The organism is Sphingobium sp. B1D7B (assembly GCF_025961965.1).
GTDB lineage: Bacteria > Pseudomonadota > Alphaproteobacteria > Sphingomonadales > Sphingomonadaceae > Sphingobium.
Genome location: NZ_JAOQOR010000001.1, coordinates 1,821,910 through 1,846,388, shown reverse-complemented (window position 1 = coordinate 1,846,388; position 24,479 = coordinate 1,821,910). Strand labels below are relative to the sequence as shown.

The following is a 24,479-nucleotide window of genomic DNA, read 5'->3' as shown; positions in this document are numbered from 1 at the left end:
ATGGCAACTGGCAACCATGGGACGGGAAGCGTAACCGCTGGCGAGCTTTGGCGTAAGATTTACCCGCCGGTAGAAAACCCGAAACTGCGCATCCTTTCACACGGCGGTGGTGTCCAAACCTCTACCCTGCTTTTCATGGCTGCTCGCGGCGAGATTGATCCGATTGATGCTGCGATCATGGCAGATCCGATGCGCGAGCCTCGGTCTGTTTACGAATATCTCGCCTACGCAAGTGAGCAGACAAACACGCCAGTAATCCTGGCATCGGGCGGTGACATCTTCGACCACATTAGGCGGTCTAAGGGGCGGCCTGATGGAAAGCTGTTGGTCACGCTGCCCTACTATCTCGCCGATGGCGGCCAGATGATGCGAACCTGCACTAAGACGCTCAAGATTGATGTCGTCACGCAGGAAATCCGTAAACTTCTGGGCCTGAAGAAGCGCCAGCGCGTTGCCCCCGGCACCGTCGTTGAAGTCATGATTGGGATCAGTTCCGACGAGTGGCTGCGAGCTGGAGGCTTCCCGGCGACGAAGTGGCAGCAGGTCCGCTACCCCTTGCTCGAAAAGGACATGTCTTTCGCCTCGTGTATGCGCTGGCTGGAGGAGCGGCAGTACCGCAAGCCGCCCCGCTCGCGCTGCATCATGTGCCCATACCGGTCCAACGAAAGTTGGCGGGCGCTTGAGCCTGATGAGTTTGAGTTTGCCTGCGAAGTTGATGACCTAATTCGCGCAGATGGCAAACCGCCGCGTGGCTATAAGAGCCTGCCCTACCTTCACCGCGACCGCATTCGGCTGCGCGAGGTGGACCTGACGCGCGCGGATCTCTTCGATGAAGAAGACTGCATGGGAGGGTGCGCAACATGAAGCGCTCGGAAACACTTAGCTACCCGGTCAGCATATTTATCGCGGGAAGCCACGCGCGCGCCAAAGTGGAATGTCGGGGTTTTTGTGACAAGGAAGGCCTCTGCGTCACTATCACACCAACCACTTACGTCTACACTGGTGGGCAGGAACCTGGCGTTGTCGTCGGGCTAATAAACTATCCCCGCTTTCCATCAGAGCCACGCGCGATCTGGTATGTAGCGGAAAGACTGGCTTCGCACCTTCGCGTTGCTCTCGGCCAGCAGTCCTACACCATCCAAGCGCCTGACAAGACGGTTTGGTTCTCTCATCGCGGAGAGGCAGCATGACATGGCTTGGCAACCATGGGACGGCTCCCGTCCCTTCAAAGGGGATAAGATTCTTCTCGCTCGTTTTCGGAACGGGCGGGTCAGCAAGCAGGCCCTCCCAGCGCATAAGTGGCGAGGGCGTTGGGGGTATCCTTTCCCGGATAATTGGGATTGGGACATCACGCACGTCCAGCAAATTGAGTGAGCCAGAGCGCGACGACGCCGGCCGCTTCACCTCAACCTACCGCCGCATGGTTCGAGAAAAGGCGCTGGAGATGCGCGCCGCCATGCCTGACAGAGAATGGAAGCCGTTATGACAGAAGACAGCGCTGCTGCTCGCCTGCTCCAGTATGTGGAGCGCGCCGAAAGGCTGATGGAAGAACGCAAGGGCATCAACGACGATCTGCGCGACGTGTTCGCAGAGGCCAAGGCTGTCGGCTTTGACGTTCCCACCATGAAGTGGGCCATCAAAGAGCGTGCCACTGATCGTCAGAAGCGGGAGGAGCAGAACGCCATCCGTGAGACCTATGCGATTCAGTTGGATCTCATCTGATGCGCCCGAGCTGGCTCACACCCGAGGCGAAGGCAAGCAACGCCATGCTCGCCAAGCTGTCGATCTATTACGCCGGTCGTGGTGACGCACGGACTGCGGCGGTCATTCATGAAACATGGAGGCAAAATGCGGAGAGGCTGGAAGGCATCCGGGCCAACAAAGCACAGCGTGGCGCGGAAAACGGCCTGCCCGTGCGGCCTGACCCACGACAGCGCCAAGGAGCAGCGCCGCTGCATGGAGCTGTCCCTGCTGGAGCGAGCGGGAGAGATCACACATCTGGAGCGCCAGCCATTCTACCCGTTCGTGATAGCCGGGGAAGTGGTGAAGATGCTCAACGGCCAGCGCGCCGGGGTAACTCTGGACTTCTCCTACAGGACGGCGGATGGACTGATGATCGCAGAGGACGTGAAGCCGAAAAGCAGGCTAGCGGACAGCAGGGACTGGCCTCTCCGCAAGGCGATTTTCAAACACCTGCATCGCTGCGTGGAGTTACGCGAGATTCGGTAGAGCCATCTGACCGCGTTCTAGCGAGAATTTGTGATGCGTTTAGCGTGTCCATCCAAGACCTCAAGAAGGATTCGCTCGGATGGCATGATTACCCATCCAGTTGCGCCCGCATTGCCGCCTACAGGCTGATTAGGGAGGAGTTGAAGTACTCCTATCCGCGCATTGGCCGGATCATGCGCCGCGACCATAGCACGGTCATGAGCGGTATCCGTCGGGCCAATGAACTGCTGGCTACCGATCCCAACTTCGCAGCAGCCTATGAAAGGGCTCGGCAGGGATGAGCGGATACGCACTCATCCACCGGCGACTGCTCGGGCACCATGCATTCCGCAATGACGCGGAGGCCATGGCGTTCGCCTGGATGATCGTGCGCGCTTCATGGAACGATACCAAGGTCCGCTACAAGGACCGCCTCATCAGCCTCTCCCGTGGTCAGCTTTCGATCTCTGTGCGCGACATGGCGACGGCAATGGATCGCGACAAAGCTTGGGTTGAACGTCTCTGGAAACGCCTCAGAGCCGAGACAATGATTGAGACAGTGACCGAGGCAGGGGTGACGGTCGTAACCATATGTAATTACGATCAATATCAGGCCACGCGAGACAGTCGCAAGGCGGAGCGTGAGACACCCGCCGAGACAGGCGCGAGACAGGCGCGAGACACAGAACAATACAGGGAATACATTGAAGAAGATAATACCTCAGAAGCTAAAGCTTCTTCGGTAGCGCGCGCGCGATCCTCGAAAAATGATTTTCCTCGCCCGGATTGGGCAGACCCTCAGGTCTGGGCGGACTTCCTGCTCAACCGGAAGCGTAAGCGCCTGTCCAACACCCCCACGGCCTACAAGGGCTTTCTCGGGGACATTGACCGCATCGCAAACGACGAATGGCCGCCCGGTCGCCTGCTGAGACACGCGGCAGCGAAGGGATGGGGCTCAATCAATGAACCGGACGAGATGAAGAATGGACACTTGGGAAGAAACGACCGGAATGCGGCGGCACAGCGTGGAGGAGGAACAATCCGAGACGCAGCAGAGGAAGTCCTTGCTGAAATCACTGCAAGCCGAGGTGGCGGAACTGGAGGCCAAGGTCGCCCCGCCCTCACCAGCGGAGGCCATGACGGAACTCGGGCGCTGCCTCCGGCTTACCGCGCCATCGGGTATGAGCCAAGACGAGCGTAAGGAATGGCTGCGAATCGCCTATCTGGAGGTTGAGAACATTCCAGGCTGCGAGTTTTTCGACCGGACTGCGCACGCTCGCAAGGTCGCGGATCATCCTGCCAAGATCATCCCCTCCATTTTCGGCCATAAGTTCACCTTCGACATAACCGGCTCTTATAAATCGAGGCTGCATAGCGCTCGGAAGCGGCTTGAGAATGCGGAGGCGCCCGCCCTGCCCGCACCACCGCAAGAGGAATACTGCACGCCCGAGCAGATCGCCGCGATCAAGGCTGAGTATGGCTTTGATGAACCGCTTCCGGCGCCGAACCTTAAGGCCAATCGCCCTCATAAGGTCGAGCGCAAGCTTCGCGAGCCAACGCCGGAAGAGCTGGAAGAGATCGCTCGCCAGTTCAAGGCCGCCCACCCCATGACCGAGGGAGACCAACCATGAACCCGAAAGACCGGAATGCGGTGATCCGCGAGTGCATTGCAGCGCTGCCCCTCGACGGCCAAGAAGACACGCCCAATACGCCAGTCTGGCTGCGACAGGCTAACGCTATTCGCAGGCTCGAAGCCCTCCTCTCCCCCATTGATCAGGGGGAAGCCAGCGAACCCTTGCAGAGTGCCCGCGCAGATGAAGCTCCCGCTGATCACGGGCCTGGGGCGGATGCACAGGGGGAGGCTGGCACAGAATGGCTTCGCAAGCCCCTCCATCGGGATAACACGCGGTTCGCTTTTCTTTATCCCGAGGGTGGCGGAGAAAAGGTTGGCGACCCCAACCTATCCGACTGGACACCAGACGAGCGGACGGTGTCCCATGTTGCTGACATGGTAGAAGCGTGGTCTCGCAACGGCTTGTCGGAAGAAACGAATATCATTCTCGCGGTCGCTGATGACATTCGCGGTACCCTCCCCAAGCAGCCAGACCGTGCAGAGGAACTGGTGCGGGCGTGGGAAGCGACTGGCGCCACAATGACGCGCGATGCACGCGAAGGCGCTGAATTCTTCGCCCGCTGGTTACTGAGCCGGGGAGAGATCAAGTGAGCGATCAGTTCTTCTGGTGGACGGGCGCAATCGTCATCGCATTGCTGGCGGCGAGTGCATTCGCCTACTGCATCATCTGGCTGTATGCTAATTTCATCCACGAGCGCATCGGCCATATTTTGTTCCGCAAGACCGAGCGGCGCATATCAATCGCGTCTTGGTACAACGCCCGCCTTATGAGCGATGAGTTCTACAAGGCTGACGATTGGCCTATCTGCGAGCGCCCGCTCTACCTTTCATACGAGCTTCCGAGCCACCGCCGGCTATTCATCATGATCGGGAAGCTTGAGCCGCGCCGTGATGCGCCGATCCAAGGCACGCACCCGGAGTTTCAGCCATGAACACACCCCAGGAAGAGAGAGAGGCTGTGCTGGCCTATCTGGACTCGCAAAAGCAGGTACTTGAAACGGCTGCTGCACAGTTTCTCAGGGATGGGAAAATGGCGGAGTGGGCCGGGGCCATGTCTGGTGCAGCCACGCTCTCGCTCACCACCGCCGCCATCGAGCGCGGCGACCACATCTCCAGCAAGAAGGGATAGGATAATGCGGGGGCGACCGGCAGGGCAGATGACGCATCGCAGGCAGCAGGTGCTTGCAGAGATCGCACAGGCGGTATCTCGGGGAGAGCGAATAACCCTCGCCTCTCTCGCGCGCCGGTGTGGGCTTTGTGATTATCGTGAGGCTCGCCGGATCATGCAAGACTTGCGGAAAATCGGCCAAATTGCTATATAATGCGGGCCTCAAACGGTGGTTGCACACCGCGAGGCCCTAGCCAAAACGAAGGATAAGTTCGAGATGGATAAACCTCAAATACCAGTGATTACTCCCGCTGTCGAAGGCAGATTTTGGGATAAAGTTGATAAGTCGGATGGACTTGGACCGAAGGGCGATTGCTGGCTGTGGACAGCTTCAACACGGGGCGATGGCTATCCTTCTGGGTTGACTATAGAAGGACATCGCTACCGGGCCGGGCAAATCTCGCTTCTTATCACCGGGCAGCTGCCGACCGAAGATAAGCGTTGGGCGCTCCATTCTTGCGACACCCCAACATGCGTTCGGCCAGATCATCTGCGGTGGGGGTCAAAGGATGAGAATGTCGCCGACGCTTGTGAGCGTGGAACGGGCGGCAGGAGAGGCTTTAAGCCCGAAGAGGTCAGGTTTATTCGCGCGTCACCGCTCCGCCACTTTGAATTGGCGAAACAGTTCAATACCTCTTCCGCCTGCATTTTGAATATCCGGAAGCGGGTTTCGCATCGCCACGTTATTTAGCCGCCCGATTTTTACCTCCGGTTTCAAGGCGCGTTTTATAGGCTAATTGGGTTGCCCATGAGCGGGCGCCCCTCCTCATTCACGCAAGAGATAGCCGACGCAATTTGCGAAGGCTTAGCGAACGCGCGCTCTCTCCGCTCCATATGCCTCGATGAGAATATGCCGTCTCAAACGACGGTCTTCCGATGGCTGGCTGATGAGCGTTACACGACATTTCGTGAGCAATACGCACGCGCAAGAGAGGCGCAGGCTGACGCTATCTTCGATGAATGCCTAGACATCGCCGACGATGCCGCAAACGACTATATGGGCGACGATGAGAAATATAACGGAGACGCTGTCGCTCGCTCACGCCTCCGCATCGACACGCGCAAATGGATGGCCGGGAAGCTTCGCCCAAAGGTGTACGGCGATAAGCTGGAGCTGAACAACAATCACGGCCTGCAAGACCCGCTTGCCGAACTTCTGACCGCTATTGACGGGCGATCAAAGGGTCTGCCTAATGGCTAGCGCGGCACTCGTAGACCAATGGTCTCAGCCGCTTTGGAGGCTGAACAACCTCTACACGATCCGCGACAAGGGCGGTAACGCAATTCCGTTCCGCACGAATTGGGCGCAGGAGAAGTTCTTTGAGGACATGTGGTTCCTCAATCTGATCCTGAAAGCTCGCCAGCTCGGGTTTACGACCGCGATCCAGCTCTACATGCTGGACAACTGCCTGTTCAATTCCAACACGGCGGCCGGTGTCATCGCCCACAATCGCGAGGACGCTGAGGCGTTCTTTGATGACAAGATCAAGTTCGCCTATGACCGCCTTCCGCTTGGCCTGTTGGATCGTCTCGGCGCGACCCAGGACAGCGCGAAGTCGTTAGCATTCGCGAACAACTCGAAAATCCGCGTCGGCACATCGCTGCGCTCTGGCACTTTCCAGCTCCTCCACGTCTCAGAGTTCGGCAAGGTCTGCGCAAAATATCCGGACAAAGCCAAGGAGATCGTGACCGGCGCGTTCAACACGGTCGAAGCTGGCCAGTTCATCTTCGTTGAATCGACCGCCGAGGGGAATAGCGGCGACTTCCATGACATGTGCGACAAGGCACAGAAGGATGAGAAGGAGGGCCGCCAGCTAACCAAGCTCGACTTCAAGTTCCACTTCTATGCCTGGTGGCAAGACCCCTCCTATAAGCTTGATGATGAGGACACGGCGGCAACGCTGATCACGCCAGACGATGCCAAATACTTCGCGTCGGTCGAAGCGATCATCGGCGTCAAACTGAGCCAAAACCAGCGCGCCTGGTATGTGAAGAAGCGCCAGACACAGAAGGCCGGCATGAAGCGCGAATATCCTTCGACACCGCAGGAGGCATTCGAGGCCTCTGTGGAAGGGGCTTACTTCGTTACCGAGATGACGAAGGTTCGTGAGCAGGGACGCATCTGCAAGGTTCCGATCCTCAACAAGCCCGTCGATATATTCTGGGATCTCGGCGTAGGCGATGCGATGGCGCTGTCCTTCCGCCAGATCGTCGGCAGCGAAGTCCGCTGGGTCGATTATTACGAGAACAGCGGCGAAGGTTTCGAGCACTATGCCCGCGTCCTCAATGAAAAGGGGTACATCTACGGCCGCCACTACTTCCCGCACGATGGCGACACGCGCTCGCTCGGCGCAGTAGCTAAAACGAAGCGAGAATGGGCGATTGAGGCTGGAATTCGGCCTGTCGAGATCGTCGCTCGCATCCCGACCGAAGCAGCCGGCATCGAAGCGAGCCGCGCATACCTTCCCTCCTGCTGGTTCGATGAAGAGCGTTGTCAGCGCCTGATCCAGTGCCTCGATAGCTACCGCAAGGAATGGGACGACAAGCGCGGCACGTGGAAAGACACGGCCCGGCATGATGAATTCAGCCACGGCTACAAGTCGTTTGAGACGGCTGCCGTTGCTCCGCGCTCACAGGCGTCGAAGCCCATCGACCTAACTCGCATCAACAGAGGCGTCGTTTAATGGCCACCCGCTACCTTGAACAAGACGCCTACGGTACCGCTGCGGAGGTCATCGCACAGGTCGGTCCCGAGCCTGTGGACTATCCTGTCGAGTTCATCTCATGGCTTCAGAGTCAGGAGCAGGACGCCGAAAGCAACGAGGTGAATGAAGAGCGCAAGGTCGCGCTTGAGTTCTACGAGGGAAAGCCGTTCGGTAATGAGCAGGAAGGCCGCTCGCAGGTTGTGACCCGCGATGTCGCCGAAGTCATCGATTACATGCTTGCGTCGGTTCTGCGGACGATGGTCAGCGGCGATCGCGTGGTCGAGTTTCAGGCGATGGCTGACGATGACCGTGACGCCGTCGAGCAGGCGAATGAGGCAGTCAGCCAGTATTTCCTTAACGCGCAGGATGGCTACCGCGTTCTACATGACACGCTCAAGTCAGGACTGCTGGAAAAGACGGGCGCGGCAAAGACCTTTGTCGAGGGGAAGCCTGTCCGTCGCACCGAGGAAGTCGATGAGAACCGGCTTGCCGAACTGATGGACGCTGGCATTCAACTCGATGCCGCTGAGCAGGTTTCGGAAGAGGCGATCAACCTCGAAACGCAGGAGATAACGCCGGCGATCTTCAGGGTCTCCTATGTCGAGACGGTGACCGAGTTTCCCGACGTACCGATCCCCAACGAGGAGCTTCTGGTCGCGAAGGATGCTCGCTCGCTTGAGGAAGCCGTCTATCACGCGCACAAGGTCAAGACGACCGTATCCGGCCTGCGCATGAAGTTCGGCGAGGTGGACGAAATGCTCCTCGACTATGACGGCGCGAATGGTGGCTCTAGCCTAGCACAGGCCCGCGACGCGCAGAAGGGCGACGGCTACAACGACGGCGCCAACCGCATCGTTTGGGAGCTTGAGGAATATGTCCGCTACGATCTCGATGGAGACGGCATTGCCGAACTTCTGCGGGTGCAGCGCTGTGGGCGGCAGATTTTCGCTGTTGAGCCGGTCGAATATGGACTGATCGAGGAATGGTGCCCCTTCCCCATGGCGCACCGCCGCATTGGGCAATCGCTGGCCGATAAGTGCATGGACATCCAGCTTGTCCGCTCTGTCCTGCTGCGCCAGTCGCTTGACAATCTCTATCTCGCCAACGTGCCCCGGATGCTCGTCAACGAGGCCAGCATGGGGGACAGCACGGTCGATGACCTGCTGACTGTCCAATCCGGTGCGTTGGTGCGATGGATCGGTTCACAGCGCCCTGAGCCGCTTGTCACTCCGTTTGTGGCGGATAGCTCGTTCAAGGCGCTCGAGTTCATGTCTGGCGAGCGCGAGAGCCGCACGGGCATCACGCGCATGAACCAAGGCCTCGATGCTGACACGCTAAACAAGACCGCGACGGGTACGGCAATGATGCAGGCGGCCGGGCAGCAGATCGAGGAATATATCGCGCGGCACTTCGCCGAGTTCCTTGGGCGCCTGTTCCGCAAGAAGTATCGCCTGATGCGCGACTATGGGCAGCCGTTCACGACGATGATTGACGGCGCGTTGCAGCAAGTCGATCCGTCGCAGTGGCCCGAAGACGTACGGGTCATTGTCCGCGCAGGGCTTGGCACGAACCGCAAGCAGGAGCGGGTCCAGTCGCGCATGATGGCGCTTCAGGTTATGCAGCAGGCGGCTCAGGTCGGGTCGCGCACTGTTACCGACGAGAATGTCTATGAGATGGAGAAAGACCTGTTCATGGACATGGGGCTTGGCTCGACGCACCGGTATCTGACTGATCCGTCCAAGCTGGAGCCGGCGGAAGAGAAGCCCGATCCGAAACTGCTGGAGGCGCAGGCAAAGGCTCAGATCGAAGCCGAGAAGGTCGAACTGGAAAAGCAGAAGGTCGGTATTGAGGCACAGCTTAAGCAGCAGTCTCTGGAGGTTGATCTCACCGCCCGCCGCGAGAAGGCGGCGCTGGATGAGCAACTGGCGCGCGATAAGGCATCGTTCGAGGCTGAACTCGCATTGAGGCAGCAGGCATTCGAGGAGCAGCTTGCCGAGCGTCGCATGATGTTCGAGCAAGAGCTTGCGAGGCAGAAGGCCGCTACCATGGGCGATGAGCAGGCCTTGCCCAAGAAGCGGCCAGGCGGAGATTTGGACAAGTGATCCGCTATGCCCGCCTTGCTCGCGCCTCTGGATGGGTTGAGGATGAGGATTTCTCGCCAGAACCCTCGCCGTCGATGAGTCTGACTGTGAGCGAACACGAGGCTGTTGATACGGGCCTGCTGTGGTCGGATGGCGCGCCAGTAATGCGCCTTCCTAACCCCATCGGCTTTGTTTGGAGCGAATGATGGACAACCAACACCAGAAAATCAGTGGCTACCGCGATCTGTCGCAGGCGGAAATCGATCTCATGAATGAGGTCAAGGCGCTGGAGGCAAAGTTCAACGGCATGATTGATCGCCTCAAGGGCATGGGCTCTGACATTGATCAGAGGAACGTCTCTATCTCGGCGACTGAAGGCGAGAATGCCTTTATGCGCGCCGTCCGCGCGATCGCTCAGCCGGAGCGCAAAGTGTCGTGATCCCCGAAGAAGCAATCGCACTCGCCAATCAGGCAGAGGTGGCGCTGGACAAATTCCTGTCGCCCGCCTTTGAATTCGTCGTCGGTGAATACTCCAAGCGCCTGCAAGAGGTGGCTGCGAACGAAATCGACCCTGACAAAATCCGCAAGCTGGCTGTGGCGATCAAGATCGCTCGCGAGGTTGAGGCGCAGATTGTCGGGATCGTGCGTGCTGGTAATGTCGCGAAGGCGGAGAAGGGCCGCGCCGACAAGATCGCCTCAATGCCCGAGGCGCGTCGTCGCTGGGCGCTGGCCGGGGGGATGCGGTGAGACAGGACGCTGCCCAGCAAGCCTATGACAGGCTCATGCAGGCGCAGCGCGTCAACGCTTACGACATGCCAGAGGTGGAAACGCCCGAAGAGCAGAAGAAGCGTTGGGAGACATTGAAGATCAAGCGGACGACGAGGAGGAATGCGCCCGCCTGATACAGTTTAGCTAGGAACGAGCACTGGCCTCAAAGTGGACGGGAACAGCCCGGAAGCGAGCAGGCAAAGGTCAAAACCAAGGTTCCGGGCAGCCGCTAAAATGTGACGCGGCAACGATGAGCACGATGATGGCCACGCAGTTCGCCGACACAGGCGCGACAGAGGAAGTCGATACCACTGCTGCACCCGCCGAACAGGCGAACGAGCAGCCCGAAAATGAGATATTGGACCCTGAAACGTTCTATGGTAATGAGAACGAAGCCGAGCCCTCCGATGAGGAGCTTGACGAACTCGATGCAGACGGCGAAGACCTTGATCCCATCGCCCCGCCTACATCGTGGAACGCCGAAGATAAGGCGGACTGGGACGAACTTCCTCGCAAACAGCAAGAGATTATCGCTCGGCGCGAGGCGGAACGTGACAAGCACCTCCTTTCCAAGGCGCGGGAAGCCACGGAAGCTGAGAAACGTGTTCAGCAGCAGGCTCATGCCGAGCTTGCGAAGATCTACGAGAACTCAGCACAGGAACTTGAACGCTATGCGAGCATGTTCCTGCCCCAGCCTCCCGACCCCCGGTTACTCTATACCGGAAACCCCCAAGACGCGCTGACCTATCAGCAGCAGGACGTCGCATACAAGCAGGCCTCAGCCCAGCAGCAGCAGTTGCAGCAGGAGGCCCGGCAGAGAGCGGCGGAAGCCCAGCGGATACAGGAGCAGCAAGTGCTCGCCCAACGGCAGGCCGATGCGGCCCGCTTGCAGGAAGCACTTCCGGACTGGTTCGACGTGGACAAAGCCCCGAAATTGCATGCTGAACTGCAATCCATCGGCGCAACGCTCGGATATCCAGTCGAGCTGATGGCTGAAGCCACGGCAGACGACATTCTCGCACTCAAGCAAGCTGCCGAATGGAAGGCGAAAGCTGACAAGTTCGACAAGTGGATGAGCCGGAAGATGTCCGCCGTCGCACGAGCCAAGAAGCTCCCCCCGAAATTCGCGCGACCGGGCGCGGCGGCGGCCCAGCAGGGTAGCACCGATCCCGTGAAGCTTCTTTATCCTGACGATTGATAGGAGGCCACTTTGGCAACTATTGGCAACAGCTTTCTGGGTCTGATCGACCTTTACAAGCGTGAGGGCAAATACGGCAATCTCACGCCCGTCATCGAAGCACTGAACACCATCAACCCGCTCGGCGACGATGCGGTCTATGTCGAATGCAACCAGGGCCGTGAGCACTTGACCACGATCCGCACGGGCCTGCCTTCGGTCACCTGGGGCAAGCTCTATCAGGGCATCCCCAACAGCAAGTCCACCACGACGCAGGTCACCGATACGACAGGCTTTGTTGAGGGCCGTAGTCAGGTGGATGAACGCCTTCTCGCCCTGTCGAAGAACCCCGGCGCAGTCCGCATGTCTGAGGCGCAGCCGTTCCTCGAATCCATTGCGCAGGACGTGCAGACTAACTTCTTCTATTCTGACACGACGACCACGCCGGAGCGCTTCAAGGGCCTCGGCGCGCGCTACAACACGCTCTCCAACCCGAACGTCATCTCTGGCGGCGGCGCCGGATCGGACAATACGTCGATCTGGTTCGTGACTTGGGGCGAGCAGCAGACCGCGCTCATTTACCCCGAGGGTACGGCTGCTGGTGTCGATCGTGTTGATCGCGGCTCGCAGCAGGTGGCCGATGATCTGGGCAACTACTACTTCGCCAAGGTCGAAGAGTTCCGCCAGCATGTCGGCGTCACCGTGAAGGATTGGCGTTTCAACTCGCGCATCGCCAACATCGATGTGTCGAACGCGCTCGCCGGCTCGGTCGATGTGTTCGACCTGATGACCACCGCCTATTACCGCATGCAGAACCGTCGCAATCGCAAGATCCAGAACGGCGGCATGATCAATATGGGCCGCACGGTCATCTACATGAACCGCGACATGCTCTCGGTTCTCGATCGCCTCTCCACGAATAACGGCTCTTCCGACAACTTCATCCGCCTGCGCCCGCAGGAGATCGAAGGCAAGGAAGTCATGACGTGGCGCGGCATCCCCATTCGGGAAACGGACGCGCTGATCAACGCTGAATCCGTGGTTAGCTAAGGAGACTATGACATGATCATGGACCGCAGCGGTCTTTTCAGCGACCAGCAGGCCATCACGGCCGACGCTGCATCGACCAACCTCATCGACACCGGCGCACGCGGCACCGTCTACGGCTATTCGTCGGCAATGGTTCGCGACATCGGTCCCGGCACGCGGGTTCCGCTTGTCGTGACCGTGACGGAAACGTTCAACAACCTGACCTCGATGGTCATCACCGTGCAGACCGATGACAACAGCGGCTTTGGCTCGCCCAAGACCGTGTTCACGTCGCCGACCTACACGCTGGCGCAGCTCGCCACCGGCGCGGAATTCCTCCTGCCGGAGTGGTTCCCTGTCGGCACCAACGAGCGTTACGTGCGGCTCTATTACGACATCACCGGGACCGCGCCCTCCACGGGCAAGATCACGGCCGGCGTCGTTGCCGCGCGCCAGACCAACACCGGGAGGTACTGATGAGCAAGGAGCAGCCCAAGTCCTACAAGGCACCGCATGACGTTTATGTCGGCGGCAAATACTACAAGGCTGGCGAAATCTTCGTCACGACGGAGCCCAAGGGCGACAAGTGGGAGGATGTCGGCAAGGCAGAGAAGGCCGCCACCGATGCCGAGCAGCCAATCCCCGGCGACGCGCCCATCGAAAGCCTTGATCTGGCTGCCTTGAAGGCCCTCGCGGCGACCAAGCACGTCAATCCCGAGGGGATGAACAAGAAGGATCTCATCGCCGCCATCAAGGCAGCGAACGAACCTAAGCTCTAACGATCAATGGCCGGGGGTTCAGGCTCCCGGCCTCATTCTTGGAGATACAGATGGCTAAACCTTTGGCCCGCAGCGCCAGTAACGATATCGCCTCAGGCCCATCGCGCACAGCTTTTGCGATCACGCCCAACGACGCCACACTTCTTACGGTCCCGGCCGTATGGGTTGATGTGACGACTGGCGGGACGGTTTCCTTCCTCGATGGGCTGGATCAACCCGTCTCTCTGACTGTGCCGGACGGCTATTCGATCAAGTGCGTGGTTCAGCGCATCAACGCAACCGGCACTACGGCTAGCGGCTTTATCGGCTACCCCTGATGGCTGTCAGCATCTCCTATGTGATGCCGGGGACAATCGGCGACTTTACGGATTTGCAACGTCTGGTCGCGCGCTACATGGACCGCGACGACCTCGCCGCTGACATCGCCAACTTCGTTGCCATTGTGGAGGCAGAGGCTAACCGTGTCCTGAGAACGGTCAACCAGGAACGCAAGGCGATCTGGGCGATCAGTAGTGAAACATTCTCATTGCCGCCCGACTTCAGGCGCCTGCGCAAAATCCATATTGAGGGCGAGCCGGATCGGCCCTTGGAGGAAATATCTCCAGTTGCGGCTCCGATGATCTACGATGGCGCACAGGGCACGCCCAACGCCTATTGGATCGAAGGCCGGGTGATGACCCTCGCTCCGCCGCCAGCTGAAGAAACAACCTTCCGCGTCACCTATTACGTCAAGATCGAACCACTGACGGCGGATTCGCCCGTCAATTGGCTCATGGAAGAGCATCCCGACATCTATGTGTGGGGCGTTCTCCGAGAGGCTGCTGCGTTTATCCGAGATCCGGAGGCCTACAGCTTCGCCGAAGGTCGCTTTAACGGCGCCATCGTCCAACTACAGCAGGAAAGCCGCAACGACCGTCATGGCGGTGGGCCGTTAGTCCCGGTGGGTGTGCAACAGTTGGGTGGCTGCATCCGGTGCTGAGCCAGATCCCTTATGGTGAGCTTACGCCAGACCGCAGGACCGGCCTGATCGGTGCGGTCAACGTCTGGCCTCTCGCAGAGGGATATCGCCCCGCCCATGCCTATGAAGCACTCACGCCGGCCTTGAGCGGCGTTCTCGGTGGTTGCGCGTTTATCGGTTCTGACGGCACGGCTGCGATGCTTGGCGGCAACGCTACGTCTCTCCAGAGGTTCGCAGGAGGCGACTGGACGCCTGTCATCGAAGAACTTGACGCCTCATCGTGGCGGTTCGATCAGTTCGGTGATCTCGTTATTGGCGTGAACGGCAGCGAGCCAGTCAAATTCGACCTCATAACGGGCACTGGAGAGGTTTTGGGCGGTTCGCCCCCGATTAGCGACCTTGTCGCGACCGTTAGGCAGCAGGTATTCCTCGCTGGTGATCCAGATGCGCGGAATGTGCTTTCGATCTCTGGCTACAACGATGCCGAAGGGTGGACTGCCGGCACCAATCAGTCGCTTGTCGTGCCATTCCCGTCCGGCGGCGATATTATGGGGCTGGCTGGCGGCGAAACCGGCCTCATTCTCCAGAAGCGTTCGATCAAGCGCGCGACCTACACTGGCGATGGCGTGACGTGGTGGCAGTTCGATGAGATCAGCCGCGATATCGGCTGCATGGCCAAGGGTTCGGTGGCTCAGGCCGGGCAGACGGTATTCTTTCTGTCGGAACAGGGCTTTAAAGCGACTGATCGCAATACGGTCATCCCCATCGGGCAAGACAAGATCGACCGCTATTTCTTCCAGACGTACAGCCGCGCCGACATTGATCGCATCCAGGCCGCAGTAGACCCGCGCTCCACGACGGTGATTTGGGCCATGCCCGGTACGCCTGGCCGCCTCTGGGCTTATAACTGGACGCTGGCGCGCTGGACGACGCTTGATATTGGCAATCTTGGGGTCTTTTCGGGCTTCACATCGAACATAGCCATCGATGCGGTGGACGCCGTGTTCCCAGACGGCATCGACACGATCCCGATTTCACTCGACAGCCCATTTTTCGCTGGCGGCAATCCCCTCTTTCTCGTGATCGGCAACAACCGCACAGTCGGAACGCTGAGCGGCGCATATCTACCGGCTCGCTTCACGACGCAGCCGGCCATGATTGTCAGCGGGAAGCGTGTCCGCATTCGCTCTGCTCGTCCTATCGGGGATGCGGCCGGCGGCGTTGTTTCCATTGATCGCCGCGCCCGCGCCTCCGATGAGCAGACGCTGGTGGCCTCGGGCAATGTGCGGGCGAATGGTTCTGTCGCGCTGCGGGCGAACGGCCTCTACATCGGCGCCGTCCATGATGTGCCCTCGACGCCGTGGACCTACATGGCGGGCCTAGAACTGCAGTGCGAGACCGAGGGCGAGCGCTGATGCTGTTCGTCCAGCCCACCGCAAGCAACATCGCTGAATGGATCAGGCAGGCCGCAACCGTCATCAACGGCCTCAATCGTAGGCTCGGCACATTCGGATCGACGGCGCTCTATGACGGTAACGCGCCAGTCGCAGACACGGACTATCTGGTACAGGTGGACGCGACATCTGGCCCGGTTGTGATATCCCTACCTACTGCCTCTCCTGGCAGGCAAATGGTCATCAAGAAGATCGACGCCAGCGGCAATGTGGTGACCGTTGAAGCGGATGGAGCGGACCTGATCGACGGGGCGGCATCGCTATCCATCTCGACGCAGTGGCAGTCCTATACGCTCATGGGCGTCTCCGGCGGGTGGGCGATCCTATGACCTACGATCCGACCTTGAGAAAGGATATGACGCGGCTTCGCTATGAGAAGGCCAATGCGTCGAAAGTCGGCGGCCTCGCCACGGCCCTCAAGCACAAAGTCGGGCGTGCAGAGGTTCATGGCATACTCGACGCTTCGCAGGTTGGCGCGCGCCCTGCCCCGGATATGGCGCAAGCAACACCGGTAAATCAGTGGACGGACTATCTGCGGTTCCGCTCCGCCTTCGCCAAGCTGCTCGATGAGCGCTTCTATCCTCTCGCGTGGCTCGATCAGGAAGTGGCTTCCGGCAGCATGGTCTTGCTCAGCAAAGACGACAGTGCTATTCTCGTGTCAATCAAGGCGTATCCATCTGGATTGAAAGAAATCCACGGGGAATGCGCCACGGGAAAGCTCGACGTTATCGCGTCAGACCTCATTCCCCTTGCCGAACAATTTGGACGCGAGATCGGGTGCGAATTTGGCGCCATATCCTCGCGGAAAGGCTGGGATAGGGTCATGCGCGATCAGGGTTATTCAGTTCACCAGACGACATTGCGGAAGGCTCTCTAATGGGCCTCTCAGGCAGCAAAAGTACGACAACGAGCGGCCCCAGCAAGGAGGCCCTGCCCTATTTACAGCAGGGTTCTAACGCTATTCAGGGTGCGTATAACAGCGTTCAGCCCGTCGCCAATCAGATTGGTTCCACCCTCGCCGACGCCTTTACAAGCTTCAATCAGTCGCGCCAGAACAACCCGAACCTGAATGCCGCGAATAGCTATATCGGCGACGTGCTCGGAGGCAAGTATCTGGAGGGGAACCCCCAGCTCGACAATATCATCGGGCAGACGAATGACAGCATCACTGACCGCGTGAATGCGATCTTTTCCCGCTCGGGGCAGACCGGATCATCGCGCCAGATCGGGGAGCTGGGCAAACAGCTCTCGGACAATGAGAGCCGGCTTCGCTATCAGAATTATACCGACGAGCAGACCCGGATCGGGCAGGCCATCGCGCAGGCCATGGCGATGCGTCAGGGCGACAATCAGGATATGGCGACGCTGCTGGCTCTGGGGGCTGGCGCAACAGAGATCCCGATGAATGCCGCGAGCCGCTATGCCGGGGGTCTCGGGTCGCTCTGGGGCAACTCTCAGACGACGACGCAGAGCAGTGGCGGGAACATCCTCGGCTCACTTCTCAATGCCGGCGCGAGCATCGGCTCTGCCGCAATCATGGCCTCAGATCGCCGCCTCAAGACCGATATCGAGCAAGTGGCCGCACTTGACGATGGGCTTGGGGTTTATCGCTATCGCTACATCACCCCGCCGAACGAAGCCTTGGCGGCTCTGATGCCTCAATCGAAGGGAGGTGATCCATATCTAGGCGTCATGGCGGACGAGGTGGCTGAGCTTCGTCCGTGGGCGCTCGGGCCGACCGTGGAGGGGTATCAGACCGTGGATTATGGGCGTCTCTGATGGGCATGTTTGGGAACAACCCCTTCTCGCGGGTCAATATCGGCGGATTCACCGGACAACCGGCCTCGCTCGGCATCCTTTCGGGTGACATGCCCCAGATGCCGCAAATGCCGTCTCAGGAAACGCCTGCCATGAAGGGCGGCGGGTTCTTCAAGAGCGAGACGGGCCGCGCTGTGCTGGGCGGCCTGTTCGATAGCATTCTGACGCAGACTGGTGGGCAGGCAGTCAATATCCCCAATATGCTCCAGCAGCGCGAACTCGCACGCAAGCAACAGCTGGCAGAGACAGAGCGAAAGCGAGAATGGCAGGACTGGCTCACCAAGAAGGAATGGGAGCGGGCTAATCCGGCGCCGTCTGAATTTGAGCGGGTGCTTGAGTGGTCTGGCGTTCAATCCGGTACGCCTGGCTGGACCGAGTCCATGCAGCAGCGCCGCGACAATCTGCTTGATCCCATCGTCAATGTCCCGCTGCCTGGAGGGCGGGTGTACCTAGGGCCGCGATCCGGTCTGCCAGCTGCCGCCGGCGCAGCAGCTCCAACCTCCCCTGTTGGCAAGCTAACCCCGATTGGAGGCCCGGCGTCCGCGCCGGCAGGCTTTCCAGGGCGTTGATGGTGAGCGTGTGACCAGCATGTTCCGCGATCCGGCCCATAATGCTCGCGTTGGCGGCGTGCCTAACAGCTACCATACCCGTCGCTATGCTGATGGCCGTCCGATGGCGCGCGATAGCGTCCCGCCGCCGGGTGTCTCGATGGCAGCATACTATCGGTTGCTGAAGCAGCAAAACCCTCATCTTCAAGTGATCAATGAAGGTGATCACATTCACATGGAGCCGCGTTAATGCCTCAGGCCCGCGACGAAGCTGGTAATATTTGGGAGGTTGACGCGCAGGGCAATGCCGTGCGTCTGGTTTCTCCCGGTGGCTCTGCTGCGGTTGGTTCGGTTCTGAGCGATCCGAATGCGCCGCTTGACGCTGCGGTGAAGCAAAATCAGATTGCCAACTCCAACGCAGATAACGCAAGGGCTGATGCCGCTGCCGCGCGTGATGCGACCCGCATGAATGCAGAGCTTTATAGCAAAGGTCTGCGGATTGGCGCCAATGGCCAGCCTGAGCCGATCCCCGGTTGGGTGCCCCCGGCAAGTATCGCAAATAAGCCGACCATGACCGCGAAAGAGCGCGCCGACGCCTTGCAGGGCTATAAGGACGCAGACGCGATCGACCGCGTGGTGGCTGATCTTCGTCGCCGCTACACGACGGGTCCGGGGGCAACCAAGGGCATCTCCAGCCTAAGCGACTATTTGCCGACTGACAGCAACAGGACGTTTAACGACGCAGGGCAACGAGCACGCGGCTATGTCAAGCGCTCGCTCGGCTTCACTGGTGGCGAAGGGAACACCCTCGGCGAAAGCACGATGCTCTACAATCCCTATCTCCCCGAAGCTGGGGACAGGGATGTTCAGATCCTCGCCAAAATCGACGCACTGGAGCAGCTCGGTAGGGATGCGCGCGACAAGTCCATTTCGATTCTGGGCGGCATTCCTGATGCCAACGGAAACATAAAGCCAATCGAAGGGGATAGTTCACTTCCCGGCGCCAATCGCTTCAGTGGCGGGGGGGGTAGCATCACAAACAGCCCCGTTGGCCCCGCCGCGCCTGCTGGCTCGACAACTAAGGCGCTGGATATCCCTCCTGCGATGCAGGCAGAGCTTAACCAGTACCTTGCCGGCGTCCCGCGCGGCCAGCTTCAAGAGGCTCAATTTCGGGACGTTCTGGCGCATCTCAACGAGAAATATGGCGTTGGCTCCGGTGCGCAAGACGTCTCCAATTGGGTGCGCTATTACAATGAGCAGCGCGGCCCGATCAATGCAACAATTCCGGGCACGGAAGTCCCGATGTCGTCCGTCGATCAAATCCGCAACAACGCCATCAATAATCCCGCCGGCGCAGCAGCCGCCGGCTATTTGAACACGGCAGGGTTTGGTATTCCGCAGGCGCTCGCCCCGACACAAACTGAAGCGCTATCCAATGAGCAGGCTCTGCCTTTTGCGCTGGGGCAAGTCGGTGGTGCCTTGACGGGGACCAGCCTTCTTGCTGGCGCCGGACGCAACACGATTGGACGCCTCGCACCACGTACGCTTGGCGGCGGTGCTCGCGGGATGTTCGGTCGCAACCTCGCGACTGATGCGGCGTTCGGGGGCATCTATGGCGGTGTGACGGAAGGCGATCCGCTTACGGGCGCGGTCGCTGGCACGGTGGGGTCTGCTGCCGGTCAAGGCATTGGGGCTGGCGTTGGCAAAGCGCTGACGGGAGGCGGCTCTGCGGCTGCCAACTATTTGCGTGGGCGCGGTATCCCACTCACGGCAGGGCAGGCCTTGGGTGGCTCTGGCCGCTTCGGCAATATGGTCAAGGGGATCGAGGATCGCCTCTCAGGTGTTCCAATCATTGGCGACATGGTGAATGCGCGGCGGCTTGAGGGGTTGCGCGCATTCAACGAGCAGGCGTTGGGAGAAGTCGCGGGCGGGCAAGTTCCTGCTATTGGCGCGCCTGGCATTGACGATTTGCGTCCTCGCGTCTCTAGCATGTATGATCAGGCCACCGCTGGCGTAACCGTGCCTGTTGGCCCAAATCTCGCTTCGGACATTGGCAACGCTAAAGCTCTCGGCGCGTCTCTTCCGCCTGATCTGGCAAGCCGCTTCTCAACGGCCATGACGAACCGCGTTGATCCCGTGATTGCGTCGGGCCAGATGACCGGCGATCAATTCCAGCAGGTCCAACGCGCGCTGAAGGGTTATCGTGCCGAAGCGCCGAAAGCAGGATTCGAGCAGGATTATCGCGATGCGCTGAGTGCGGTATCCGATGCCTTGGATGGGAACATGCGTACCCAAGGCGGCCAGAGTGTCATTTCCGGACTGGATGCTGCAAACCGGTCTTATCGCGATCTCAAGGTTCTTGAGGACGCAGTGACACGCGCTCGGAACGGTTCACGATCCGGCGAGGTCGGGGTGTTTACACCATCGCAACTAAATGACGCCTCGGCCGCAAGCGCGCGCAAGTTTGGGGGCGGGCAAGCCACCACCAACCGGCCTTTCTACGAACTTGGCAGCGCGGGACAGGATGTTCTTCCGTCTGCGGTTCCTGACAGTGGCACAACGGGGCGGCTTGCGACCTTTGCCCTGCCCGCAGCGCTCGGCGGTGGCGGCCTTGGCGTAGATAGCCTCTTCGGCACTGACAATGCTGCTCAGTCCGGGCTTGGCCTTGGCCTGCTGCTCACGATTGCAGGGACAAAGAAAGGTCAGGAGGCCTTGGTGAAGGCGATTATGGACCGTCCGGCGTCAGTCAGGACGCTTGGTTCTAAGATCGGGAAGCGCCAGGGGATGTTTGGAAGTGCGGCGGCGCCATTCGCTATAGAACAGGCGGCCCCGTGAGACTTCCTTCCGCCTCTCTCGCCAGTCCTGGATTTCGGCCCAGATGGCGACCACAACGCATTTCCAGAAAATCACCCATCCGATAGACATGGACAGAGCATAGCAAGAAAACGACCCTTCCAAAAGGCTGAGTTTCTGATAATGTAGGGCCGCCGCGAGCCTTAATCGCGAGCAAGGAAAGCGCCGGTTCTCGGCCCTCATTCCTCATCCACAGCAACAGCTTGGAGCGCTTCGGCGCGGAGGAATGCATGAGCGTTCAAGATTGGTCTACCAATCCATCTGAAAACGACACGATCGACGGTGTTTTCATCGGCGAAAACTGTCCCGCAGCCAATGTCAACGACATGGGCCGGCGCATCATGGCGGCGGTGCGCGTCATGTATGATGGCATTCCGAACACGGCTAATTTTGTCGCGAACACTGGCGGCGTTTTCGCTGGAAACCCCCGCTTCCTCGATCGTGGCGGCTATCTCTACCACAACAGTTCTTCCAATCTCTCAGGACGGATTTTCATTCAGCCATCTGGCGGCGCTGTGCCGTCCGGTATGGCGAATGGCGATCTGCTGCTGGAATACTGATGGCGGCGATCACCTCTATCCGCCTCCAAGGCGCCCCCCGCCAGATTGTGAAAGCGAGCGCCTTTCACGCTGGCGCGCTTCGTATTCTCCGATCGATCAAAGTGATGGACGGTGACAATGTGCGCACAGTCGCACTGTTCGCGTCGCCGTTATCGGCAGCGATCTCTCCGTCATCCGTCATCGGCGCGGCTCCCCGTCCGGAGCCCTCGACGGCAATAACTGGTCCAGTCGTATGTATCCCAACAGGTGGAGCGTCGCCGTTCACCTATGTCTGGTCTCGGGTCTCAGGAGACATTTTCACAATCCAGAATGCCGGCACTGCAACCGTCCGGTTTTCCCGCGCCAACGTAGCTGCAACTGAGCTTTTTCAAGGTTTGTATCGCTGCACCGTAACTGACGCTGTGGGGCAAACGGCAAGCGCGGACGTGAATGTGCAGCTCACCAACGACTGGTGGGGGTACTGATGTTTCACAAAGTAGACATCGCCATCAATCAGGCGACCGGCCTGCCCATGAGCAACGTCCTGATCCGCCTGTTCGATCCATCGTCCGGCGATATCATCGACATGTTCGCGGACGAGTCCGGAACCCCGATCGAGACGGCTTCCGGCATCGCTAACACCGCCATCACTGATGCCACCGGGACATATGACTTCTGGGTCAATGACGGCATTTACGATATGGAATTTTCGGTCGGCACAGCTTTGCTACGCCGGGTGCGCAGGTTCTATTTTGGCACGACGCTTAGGGCTGCAGATTATGACGAGGCGACCCCCGACGACGCGTCAGAAGTCGTCTTTGACGATGGCGCGGGATTAAAGCGGGCGCCAGCATCGTCCTTTGCTGATGCGGTTGTGCCTGTTGCGTCTGAGGGGGAGGCGGAAGACGGCTCCGACAACGCTAAGCGCATGACACCTCTTCGGGTGAAGCAAGCTGTCGATGCGCGCGGTTACGACGCAGCCATTGCAGCGCGGGCGGCCACCGCAGATCTGGCCTCCACCGCCCCAGGCAAAGGAGCAGAGCTTGTCCTGTCCCGCCTCAATTCTGCTGCTGCGGAAAGAAAGGTTGCAGACCGCCTCGCCGATTCAGTCTCGCTTCTCGACTACCGCCTCGCGCCGGACGCCGACCAGAACGATCTTGGGCTATGGCTCCAGCGCGCATGGGATAATGGCAATCGCGCCTTTTACTTGCCATACAGGCCAAGCGGTTATAACTGGACGACGCCCTGGGACGCGCTCGGCTTCCCCATCTGGTTCGATGGGCGTGGAAACACGGTCACGCTCACTGGGGGCGGTGTCAGCTACCTCAAGAATACAGGGATGAAGTCAGACGTCTTCGACCTGACGATCATCGGCGACCGCACGACCGGACAGATATTCTATGAGGGAATGGGGGCGACCTCGCTCGCCAATAATATCCGTGTCGAGCAGGTGGATATTGGCTTTAAGATGACGGGCGGCTTCGAGCCGGTCTTTGACAACATCTACGGTCGCAACTGCCGCACTGCCCTTTTCCACTTCGCCGATGGCGTGGGGCCAATTGTCAAGCACTTCACTTACGACACGGACGGCCCCTGGTATTACGGCAAGGCTGTGGCGAGCATCACGCGCTCGGGAACGACGGCAACGGTTACGACCAGCGCGAACCACGGCTTCACGACCGGTCAGACAGTCAACATCATGGGTTGCACACAAGCGGCCTATAACGGCAATTTCGTGGTTACCGTGTCGTCCGCGACCGTGTTCACATACACCGTTTCCGGTTCTCCAACCACTCCCGCTACGGCGATCGCCAACGGTAGCGGAACGATCTTCGCGTCGCTCGCGTCCAGCATTTTCGCCATGCCGACCAAGGGGGCCATCTGGCTGCAAACCGAAGGCGCGGTTTTGGCGGGTGGGGACTCGATCCATGGCGGGCTGGTGATTGAGGTGCCGTCTTACCGCAATATTGAGTGGGCGCTGATCGGGGGGCTCTACCTCGATAGCGGCCTCGACAATCCCGGTGCGCAAATCATCAACAACACTGCCGACAAATACGTCCGTGGCCTGTTCTTCATGGGCATGTGGGCAGCAACCAACACGCGCGGCATCCAGATTTCAGGGTCCGCATCTAACGACCGGATCGACGGCATCTTCATCAGTGGGTGCCACCTCCACAACAACACCTCCGAAGCGATTCAGGTCGATAAGGGGCAGAATATATTCATTGAGGGCAATGACATCATCGGGAACAACGCGAGCGTTTTCCAGGGATCGTCATACGTCAAATCTGGCCCGGCCAATCAGGTGCTTCTCGGTACGAGCGCCCGCAACGTGTTTGTCATCCGCAACAAAATGCGCGGGGCGGCGATGCGGTGGAGTACGACGCCCTACGAGCATATTTTCATTGATGCCGGCGTAACAGGCGCGGCTTACGATAACGACTGCGATAGCGGGACCACCGGCGGCTTTGGCGTCTACAACGTGGCCGGAACAGCGTTTCGCGTGGGCTACAATTCTGGTGTGGCGCTGCCCAATTTCTCGAACGACGCAGCGGCTGCATCGGGCGGTACCGCGATCGGCGGTTGGTATCGCAACGGCTCAGCTCTGATGGTGAGGCAGAGCTGATGGGCCGCACTCCTATCCACATCGCCCGCGCCAAAGCCGAAAAGCGCGATCCCCGCTTGCCGTATCATACGGGTGCCTATGACGACACTTGGGAAGTCGTGGCGGTTTGCCGGAAGGGGGCACGATAATGCGCCT

Annotated in this window: 30 protein-coding genes; all 30 read left to right on the top strand. The window is 59.6% G+C overall.

Going from position 1 to position 24,479, the window contains the following annotated elements; genetic code table 11:
• The 30 genes from M2336_RS08455 (at position 1) to M2336_RS08310 (ending at position 24,344) form a co-directional block, all read left to right on the top strand.
• The gene (locus M2336_RS08455) at positions 1-864 is read left to right on the top strand and encodes a hypothetical protein (protein WP_264592835.1); all 864 of its coding nucleotides are present in this window, start codon (positions 1-3) and stop codon (positions 862-864) included.
• A gap of 618 nt (positions 865-1,482) precedes the next feature.
• Positions 1,483-1,722: a DUF2312 domain-containing protein gene (locus tag M2336_RS08450; protein ID WP_264592834.1), complete on the top strand. Its 240-nt coding sequence runs from the start codon at positions 1,483-1,485 to the stop codon at positions 1,720-1,722.
• A gap of 168 nt (positions 1,723-1,890) precedes the next feature.
• Positions 1,891-2,229 carry a DUF1064 domain-containing protein gene (locus tag M2336_RS08445; protein ID WP_264593255.1) on the top strand — a complete coding sequence of 113 codons (339 nt, stop codon included), beginning with the start codon at positions 1,891-1,893 and terminating at the stop codon, positions 2,227-2,229.
• The gene (locus tag M2336_RS08440) at positions 2,163-2,510 is read left to right on the top strand and encodes a helix-turn-helix domain-containing protein (protein WP_264593254.1); all 348 of its coding nucleotides are present in this window, start codon (positions 2,163-2,165) and stop codon (positions 2,508-2,510) included. The genes M2336_RS08445 and M2336_RS08440 overlap by 67 nt, the downstream gene beginning before the upstream one ends.
• On the top strand, positions 2,507-3,409 hold the full coding sequence (locus tag M2336_RS08435) for a hypothetical protein (protein WP_264592833.1): 903 nt from the start codon (positions 2,507-2,509) through the stop codon (positions 3,407-3,409). Before M2336_RS08440 ends, M2336_RS08435 begins: the two co-directional genes overlap by 4 nt.
• Positions 3,390-3,839 carry a hypothetical protein gene (locus tag M2336_RS08430; RefSeq protein ID WP_264592832.1) on the top strand — a complete coding sequence of 150 codons (450 nt, stop codon included), beginning with the start codon at positions 3,390-3,392 and terminating at the stop codon, positions 3,837-3,839. Before M2336_RS08435 ends, M2336_RS08430 begins: the two co-directional genes overlap by 20 nt.
• Positions 3,836-4,432: a hypothetical protein gene (locus tag M2336_RS08425; RefSeq protein ID WP_264592831.1), complete on the top strand. Its 597-nt coding sequence runs from the start codon at positions 3,836-3,838 to the stop codon at positions 4,430-4,432. Before M2336_RS08430 ends, M2336_RS08425 begins: the two co-directional genes overlap by 4 nt.
• Positions 4,429-4,773 (top strand): hypothetical protein, encoded by a 345-nt coding sequence (locus tag M2336_RS08420; protein ID WP_264592830.1) that lies wholly within the window; start codon positions 4,429-4,431, stop codon positions 4,771-4,773. Before M2336_RS08425 ends, M2336_RS08420 begins: the two co-directional genes overlap by 4 nt.
• Positions 4,770-4,970, top strand: a complete 201-nt coding sequence (locus M2336_RS08415; protein WP_264592829.1) for a hypothetical protein — start codon at positions 4,770-4,772, stop codon at positions 4,968-4,970. The genes M2336_RS08420 and M2336_RS08415 overlap by 4 nt, the downstream gene beginning before the upstream one ends.
• Before the next feature lie 787 nt (positions 4,971-5,757).
• Complete coding sequence (locus M2336_RS08410) at positions 5,758-6,210, top strand: terminase small subunit protein (RefSeq protein WP_264592828.1); 453 nt, start codon at positions 5,758-5,760, stop codon at positions 6,208-6,210.
• Complete coding sequence (locus tag M2336_RS08405; protein ID WP_264592827.1) at positions 6,203-7,693, top strand: hypothetical protein; 1,491 nt, start codon at positions 6,203-6,205, stop codon at positions 7,691-7,693. Before M2336_RS08410 ends, M2336_RS08405 begins: the two co-directional genes overlap by 8 nt.
• The gene (locus M2336_RS08400; protein WP_264592826.1) at positions 7,693-9,816 is read left to right on the top strand and encodes a hypothetical protein; all 2,124 of its coding nucleotides are present in this window, start codon (positions 7,693-7,695) and stop codon (positions 9,814-9,816) included. Before M2336_RS08405 ends, M2336_RS08400 begins: the two co-directional genes overlap by 1 nt.
• Positions 9,817-10,000: 184 nt before the next feature.
• Complete coding sequence (locus M2336_RS08395) at positions 10,001-10,234, top strand: hypothetical protein (protein WP_264592825.1); 234 nt, start codon at positions 10,001-10,003, stop codon at positions 10,232-10,234.
• A 38-nt stretch (positions 10,235-10,272) separates the two neighbouring features.
• On the top strand, positions 10,273-10,542 hold the full coding sequence (locus M2336_RS08390; RefSeq protein WP_264592824.1) for a hypothetical protein: 270 nt from the start codon (positions 10,273-10,275) through the stop codon (positions 10,540-10,542).
• Positions 10,539-10,697 (top strand): hypothetical protein, encoded by a 159-nt coding sequence (locus tag M2336_RS08385; protein WP_264592823.1) that lies wholly within the window; start codon positions 10,539-10,541, stop codon positions 10,695-10,697. Before M2336_RS08390 ends, M2336_RS08385 begins: the two co-directional genes overlap by 4 nt.
• 128 nt (positions 10,698-10,825) lie before the next feature.
• Complete coding sequence (locus M2336_RS08380) at positions 10,826-11,761, top strand: hypothetical protein (protein ID WP_264592822.1); 936 nt, start codon at positions 10,826-10,828, stop codon at positions 11,759-11,761.
• A gap of 12 nt (positions 11,762-11,773) precedes the next feature.
• Entirely contained in the window at positions 11,774-12,790 is a 1,017-nt protein-coding gene (locus M2336_RS08375) for a major capsid protein (RefSeq protein ID WP_264592821.1), read from the top strand.
• 12 nt (positions 12,791-12,802) lie between these two features.
• Positions 12,803-13,246, top strand: coding sequence for a Bbp16 family capsid cement protein (locus M2336_RS08370; RefSeq protein WP_264592820.1), 444 nt, complete (start codon positions 12,803-12,805; stop codon positions 13,244-13,246).
• Positions 13,246-13,548 carry a hypothetical protein gene (locus M2336_RS08365; RefSeq protein WP_264592819.1) on the top strand — a complete coding sequence of 101 codons (303 nt, stop codon included), beginning with the start codon at positions 13,246-13,248 and terminating at the stop codon, positions 13,546-13,548. The genes M2336_RS08370 and M2336_RS08365 overlap by 1 nt, the downstream gene beginning before the upstream one ends.
• Positions 13,549-13,598: 50 nt before the next feature.
• On the top strand, positions 13,599-13,865 hold the full coding sequence (locus M2336_RS08360; protein WP_264592818.1) for a spike base protein, RCAP_Rcc01079 family: 267 nt from the start codon (positions 13,599-13,601) through the stop codon (positions 13,863-13,865).
• Entirely contained in the window at positions 13,865-14,527 is a 663-nt protein-coding gene (locus M2336_RS08355) for a hypothetical protein (protein WP_264592817.1), read from the top strand. Before M2336_RS08360 ends, M2336_RS08355 begins: the two co-directional genes overlap by 1 nt.
• A gap of 122 nt (positions 14,528-14,649) precedes the next feature.
• Positions 14,650-15,921, top strand: coding sequence for a hypothetical protein (locus M2336_RS08350; protein ID WP_264592816.1), 1,272 nt, complete (start codon positions 14,650-14,652; stop codon positions 15,919-15,921).
• Positions 15,921-16,289: a hypothetical protein gene (locus M2336_RS08345; RefSeq protein WP_264592815.1), complete on the top strand. Its 369-nt coding sequence runs from the start codon at positions 15,921-15,923 to the stop codon at positions 16,287-16,289. Before M2336_RS08350 ends, M2336_RS08345 begins: the two co-directional genes overlap by 1 nt.
• A complete protein-coding gene (locus M2336_RS08340) occupies positions 16,286-16,837 on the top strand; it encodes a hypothetical protein (RefSeq protein WP_264592814.1) in 552 nt (183 codons plus the stop codon). The genes M2336_RS08345 and M2336_RS08340 overlap by 4 nt, the downstream gene beginning before the upstream one ends.
• The gene (locus M2336_RS08335) at positions 16,837-17,739 is read left to right on the top strand and encodes a tail fiber domain-containing protein (RefSeq protein ID WP_264592813.1); all 903 of its coding nucleotides are present in this window, start codon (positions 16,837-16,839) and stop codon (positions 17,737-17,739) included. Before M2336_RS08340 ends, M2336_RS08335 begins: the two co-directional genes overlap by 1 nt.
• The gene (locus M2336_RS08330) at positions 17,739-18,347 is read left to right on the top strand and encodes a hypothetical protein (RefSeq protein WP_264592812.1); all 609 of its coding nucleotides are present in this window, start codon (positions 17,739-17,741) and stop codon (positions 18,345-18,347) included. Before M2336_RS08335 ends, M2336_RS08330 begins: the two co-directional genes overlap by 1 nt.
• A gap of 228 nt (positions 18,348-18,575) precedes the next feature.
• Positions 18,576-21,161, top strand: a complete 2,586-nt coding sequence (locus M2336_RS08325) for a hypothetical protein (protein ID WP_264592811.1) — start codon at positions 18,576-18,578, stop codon at positions 21,159-21,161.
• Between the two features lie 248 nt (positions 21,162-21,409).
• On the top strand, positions 21,410-21,739 hold the full coding sequence (locus tag M2336_RS08320; RefSeq protein WP_264592810.1) for a hypothetical protein: 330 nt from the start codon (positions 21,410-21,412) through the stop codon (positions 21,737-21,739).
• Positions 21,739-22,203, top strand: coding sequence for a PKD domain-containing protein (locus tag M2336_RS08315; protein WP_264592809.1), 465 nt, complete (start codon positions 21,739-21,741; stop codon positions 22,201-22,203). Before M2336_RS08320 ends, M2336_RS08315 begins: the two co-directional genes overlap by 1 nt.
• The gene (locus M2336_RS08310; protein WP_264592808.1) at positions 22,203-24,344 is read left to right on the top strand and encodes a hypothetical protein; all 2,142 of its coding nucleotides are present in this window, start codon (positions 22,203-22,205) and stop codon (positions 24,342-24,344) included. Before M2336_RS08315 ends, M2336_RS08310 begins: the two co-directional genes overlap by 1 nt.
• The last annotated feature ends 135 nt before the right edge of the window (positions 24,345-24,479 follow it).

What these genes read in the sequence shown, in the direction of transcription:
- M2336_RS08455 (WP_264592835.1), top strand. Translation starts at nt 1, where the DNA reads ATGGCAACTGGCAACCATGGGACGGGAAGCGTAACCGCTGGCGAGCTT.
- M2336_RS08450 (WP_264592834.1), top strand. Translation starts at nt 1,483, where the DNA reads ATGACAGAAGACAGCGCTGCTGCTCGCCTGCTCCAGTATGTGGAGCGC.
- M2336_RS08435 (WP_264592833.1), top strand. Translation starts at nt 2,507, where the DNA reads ATGAGCGGATACGCACTCATCCACCGGCGACTGCTCGGGCACCATGCA.
- M2336_RS08430 (WP_264592832.1), top strand. Translation starts at nt 3,390, where the DNA reads ATGAGCCAAGACGAGCGTAAGGAATGGCTGCGAATCGCCTATCTGGAG.
- M2336_RS08425 (WP_264592831.1), top strand. Translation starts at nt 3,836, where the DNA reads ATGAACCCGAAAGACCGGAATGCGGTGATCCGCGAGTGCATTGCAGCG.
- M2336_RS08415 (WP_264592829.1), top strand. Translation starts at nt 4,770, where the DNA reads ATGAACACACCCCAGGAAGAGAGAGAGGCTGTGCTGGCCTATCTGGAC.
- M2336_RS08410 (WP_264592828.1), top strand. Translation starts at nt 5,758, where the DNA reads ATGAGCGGGCGCCCCTCCTCATTCACGCAAGAGATAGCCGACGCAATT.
- M2336_RS08405 (WP_264592827.1), top strand. Translation starts at nt 6,203, where the DNA reads ATGGCTAGCGCGGCACTCGTAGACCAATGGTCTCAGCCGCTTTGGAGG.
- M2336_RS08400 (WP_264592826.1), top strand. Translation starts at nt 7,693, where the DNA reads ATGGCCACCCGCTACCTTGAACAAGACGCCTACGGTACCGCTGCGGAG.
- M2336_RS08395 (WP_264592825.1), top strand. Translation starts at nt 10,001, where the DNA reads ATGGACAACCAACACCAGAAAATCAGTGGCTACCGCGATCTGTCGCAG.
- M2336_RS08380 (WP_264592822.1), top strand. Translation starts at nt 10,826, where the DNA reads ATGGCCACGCAGTTCGCCGACACAGGCGCGACAGAGGAAGTCGATACC.
- M2336_RS08370 (WP_264592820.1), top strand. Translation starts at nt 12,803, where the DNA reads ATGATCATGGACCGCAGCGGTCTTTTCAGCGACCAGCAGGCCATCACG.
- M2336_RS08365 (WP_264592819.1), top strand. Translation starts at nt 13,246, where the DNA reads ATGAGCAAGGAGCAGCCCAAGTCCTACAAGGCACCGCATGACGTTTAT.
- M2336_RS08360 (WP_264592818.1), top strand. Translation starts at nt 13,599, where the DNA reads ATGGCTAAACCTTTGGCCCGCAGCGCCAGTAACGATATCGCCTCAGGC.
- M2336_RS08355 (WP_264592817.1), top strand. Translation starts at nt 13,865, where the DNA reads ATGGCTGTCAGCATCTCCTATGTGATGCCGGGGACAATCGGCGACTTT.
- M2336_RS08345 (WP_264592815.1), top strand. Translation starts at nt 15,921, where the DNA reads ATGCTGTTCGTCCAGCCCACCGCAAGCAACATCGCTGAATGGATCAGG.
- M2336_RS08340 (WP_264592814.1), top strand. Translation starts at nt 16,286, where the DNA reads ATGACCTACGATCCGACCTTGAGAAAGGATATGACGCGGCTTCGCTAT.
- M2336_RS08335 (WP_264592813.1), top strand. Translation starts at nt 16,837, where the DNA reads ATGGGCCTCTCAGGCAGCAAAAGTACGACAACGAGCGGCCCCAGCAAG.
- M2336_RS08330 (WP_264592812.1), top strand. Translation starts at nt 17,739, where the DNA reads ATGGGCATGTTTGGGAACAACCCCTTCTCGCGGGTCAATATCGGCGGA.
- M2336_RS08325 (WP_264592811.1), top strand. Translation starts at nt 18,576, where the DNA reads ATGCCTCAGGCCCGCGACGAAGCTGGTAATATTTGGGAGGTTGACGCG.
- M2336_RS08320 (WP_264592810.1), top strand. Translation starts at nt 21,410, where the DNA reads ATGAGCGTTCAAGATTGGTCTACCAATCCATCTGAAAACGACACGATC.
- M2336_RS08315 (WP_264592809.1), top strand. Translation starts at nt 21,739, where the DNA reads ATGGCGGCGATCACCTCTATCCGCCTCCAAGGCGCCCCCCGCCAGATT.
- M2336_RS08310 (WP_264592808.1), top strand. Translation starts at nt 22,203, where the DNA reads ATGTTTCACAAAGTAGACATCGCCATCAATCAGGCGACCGGCCTGCCC.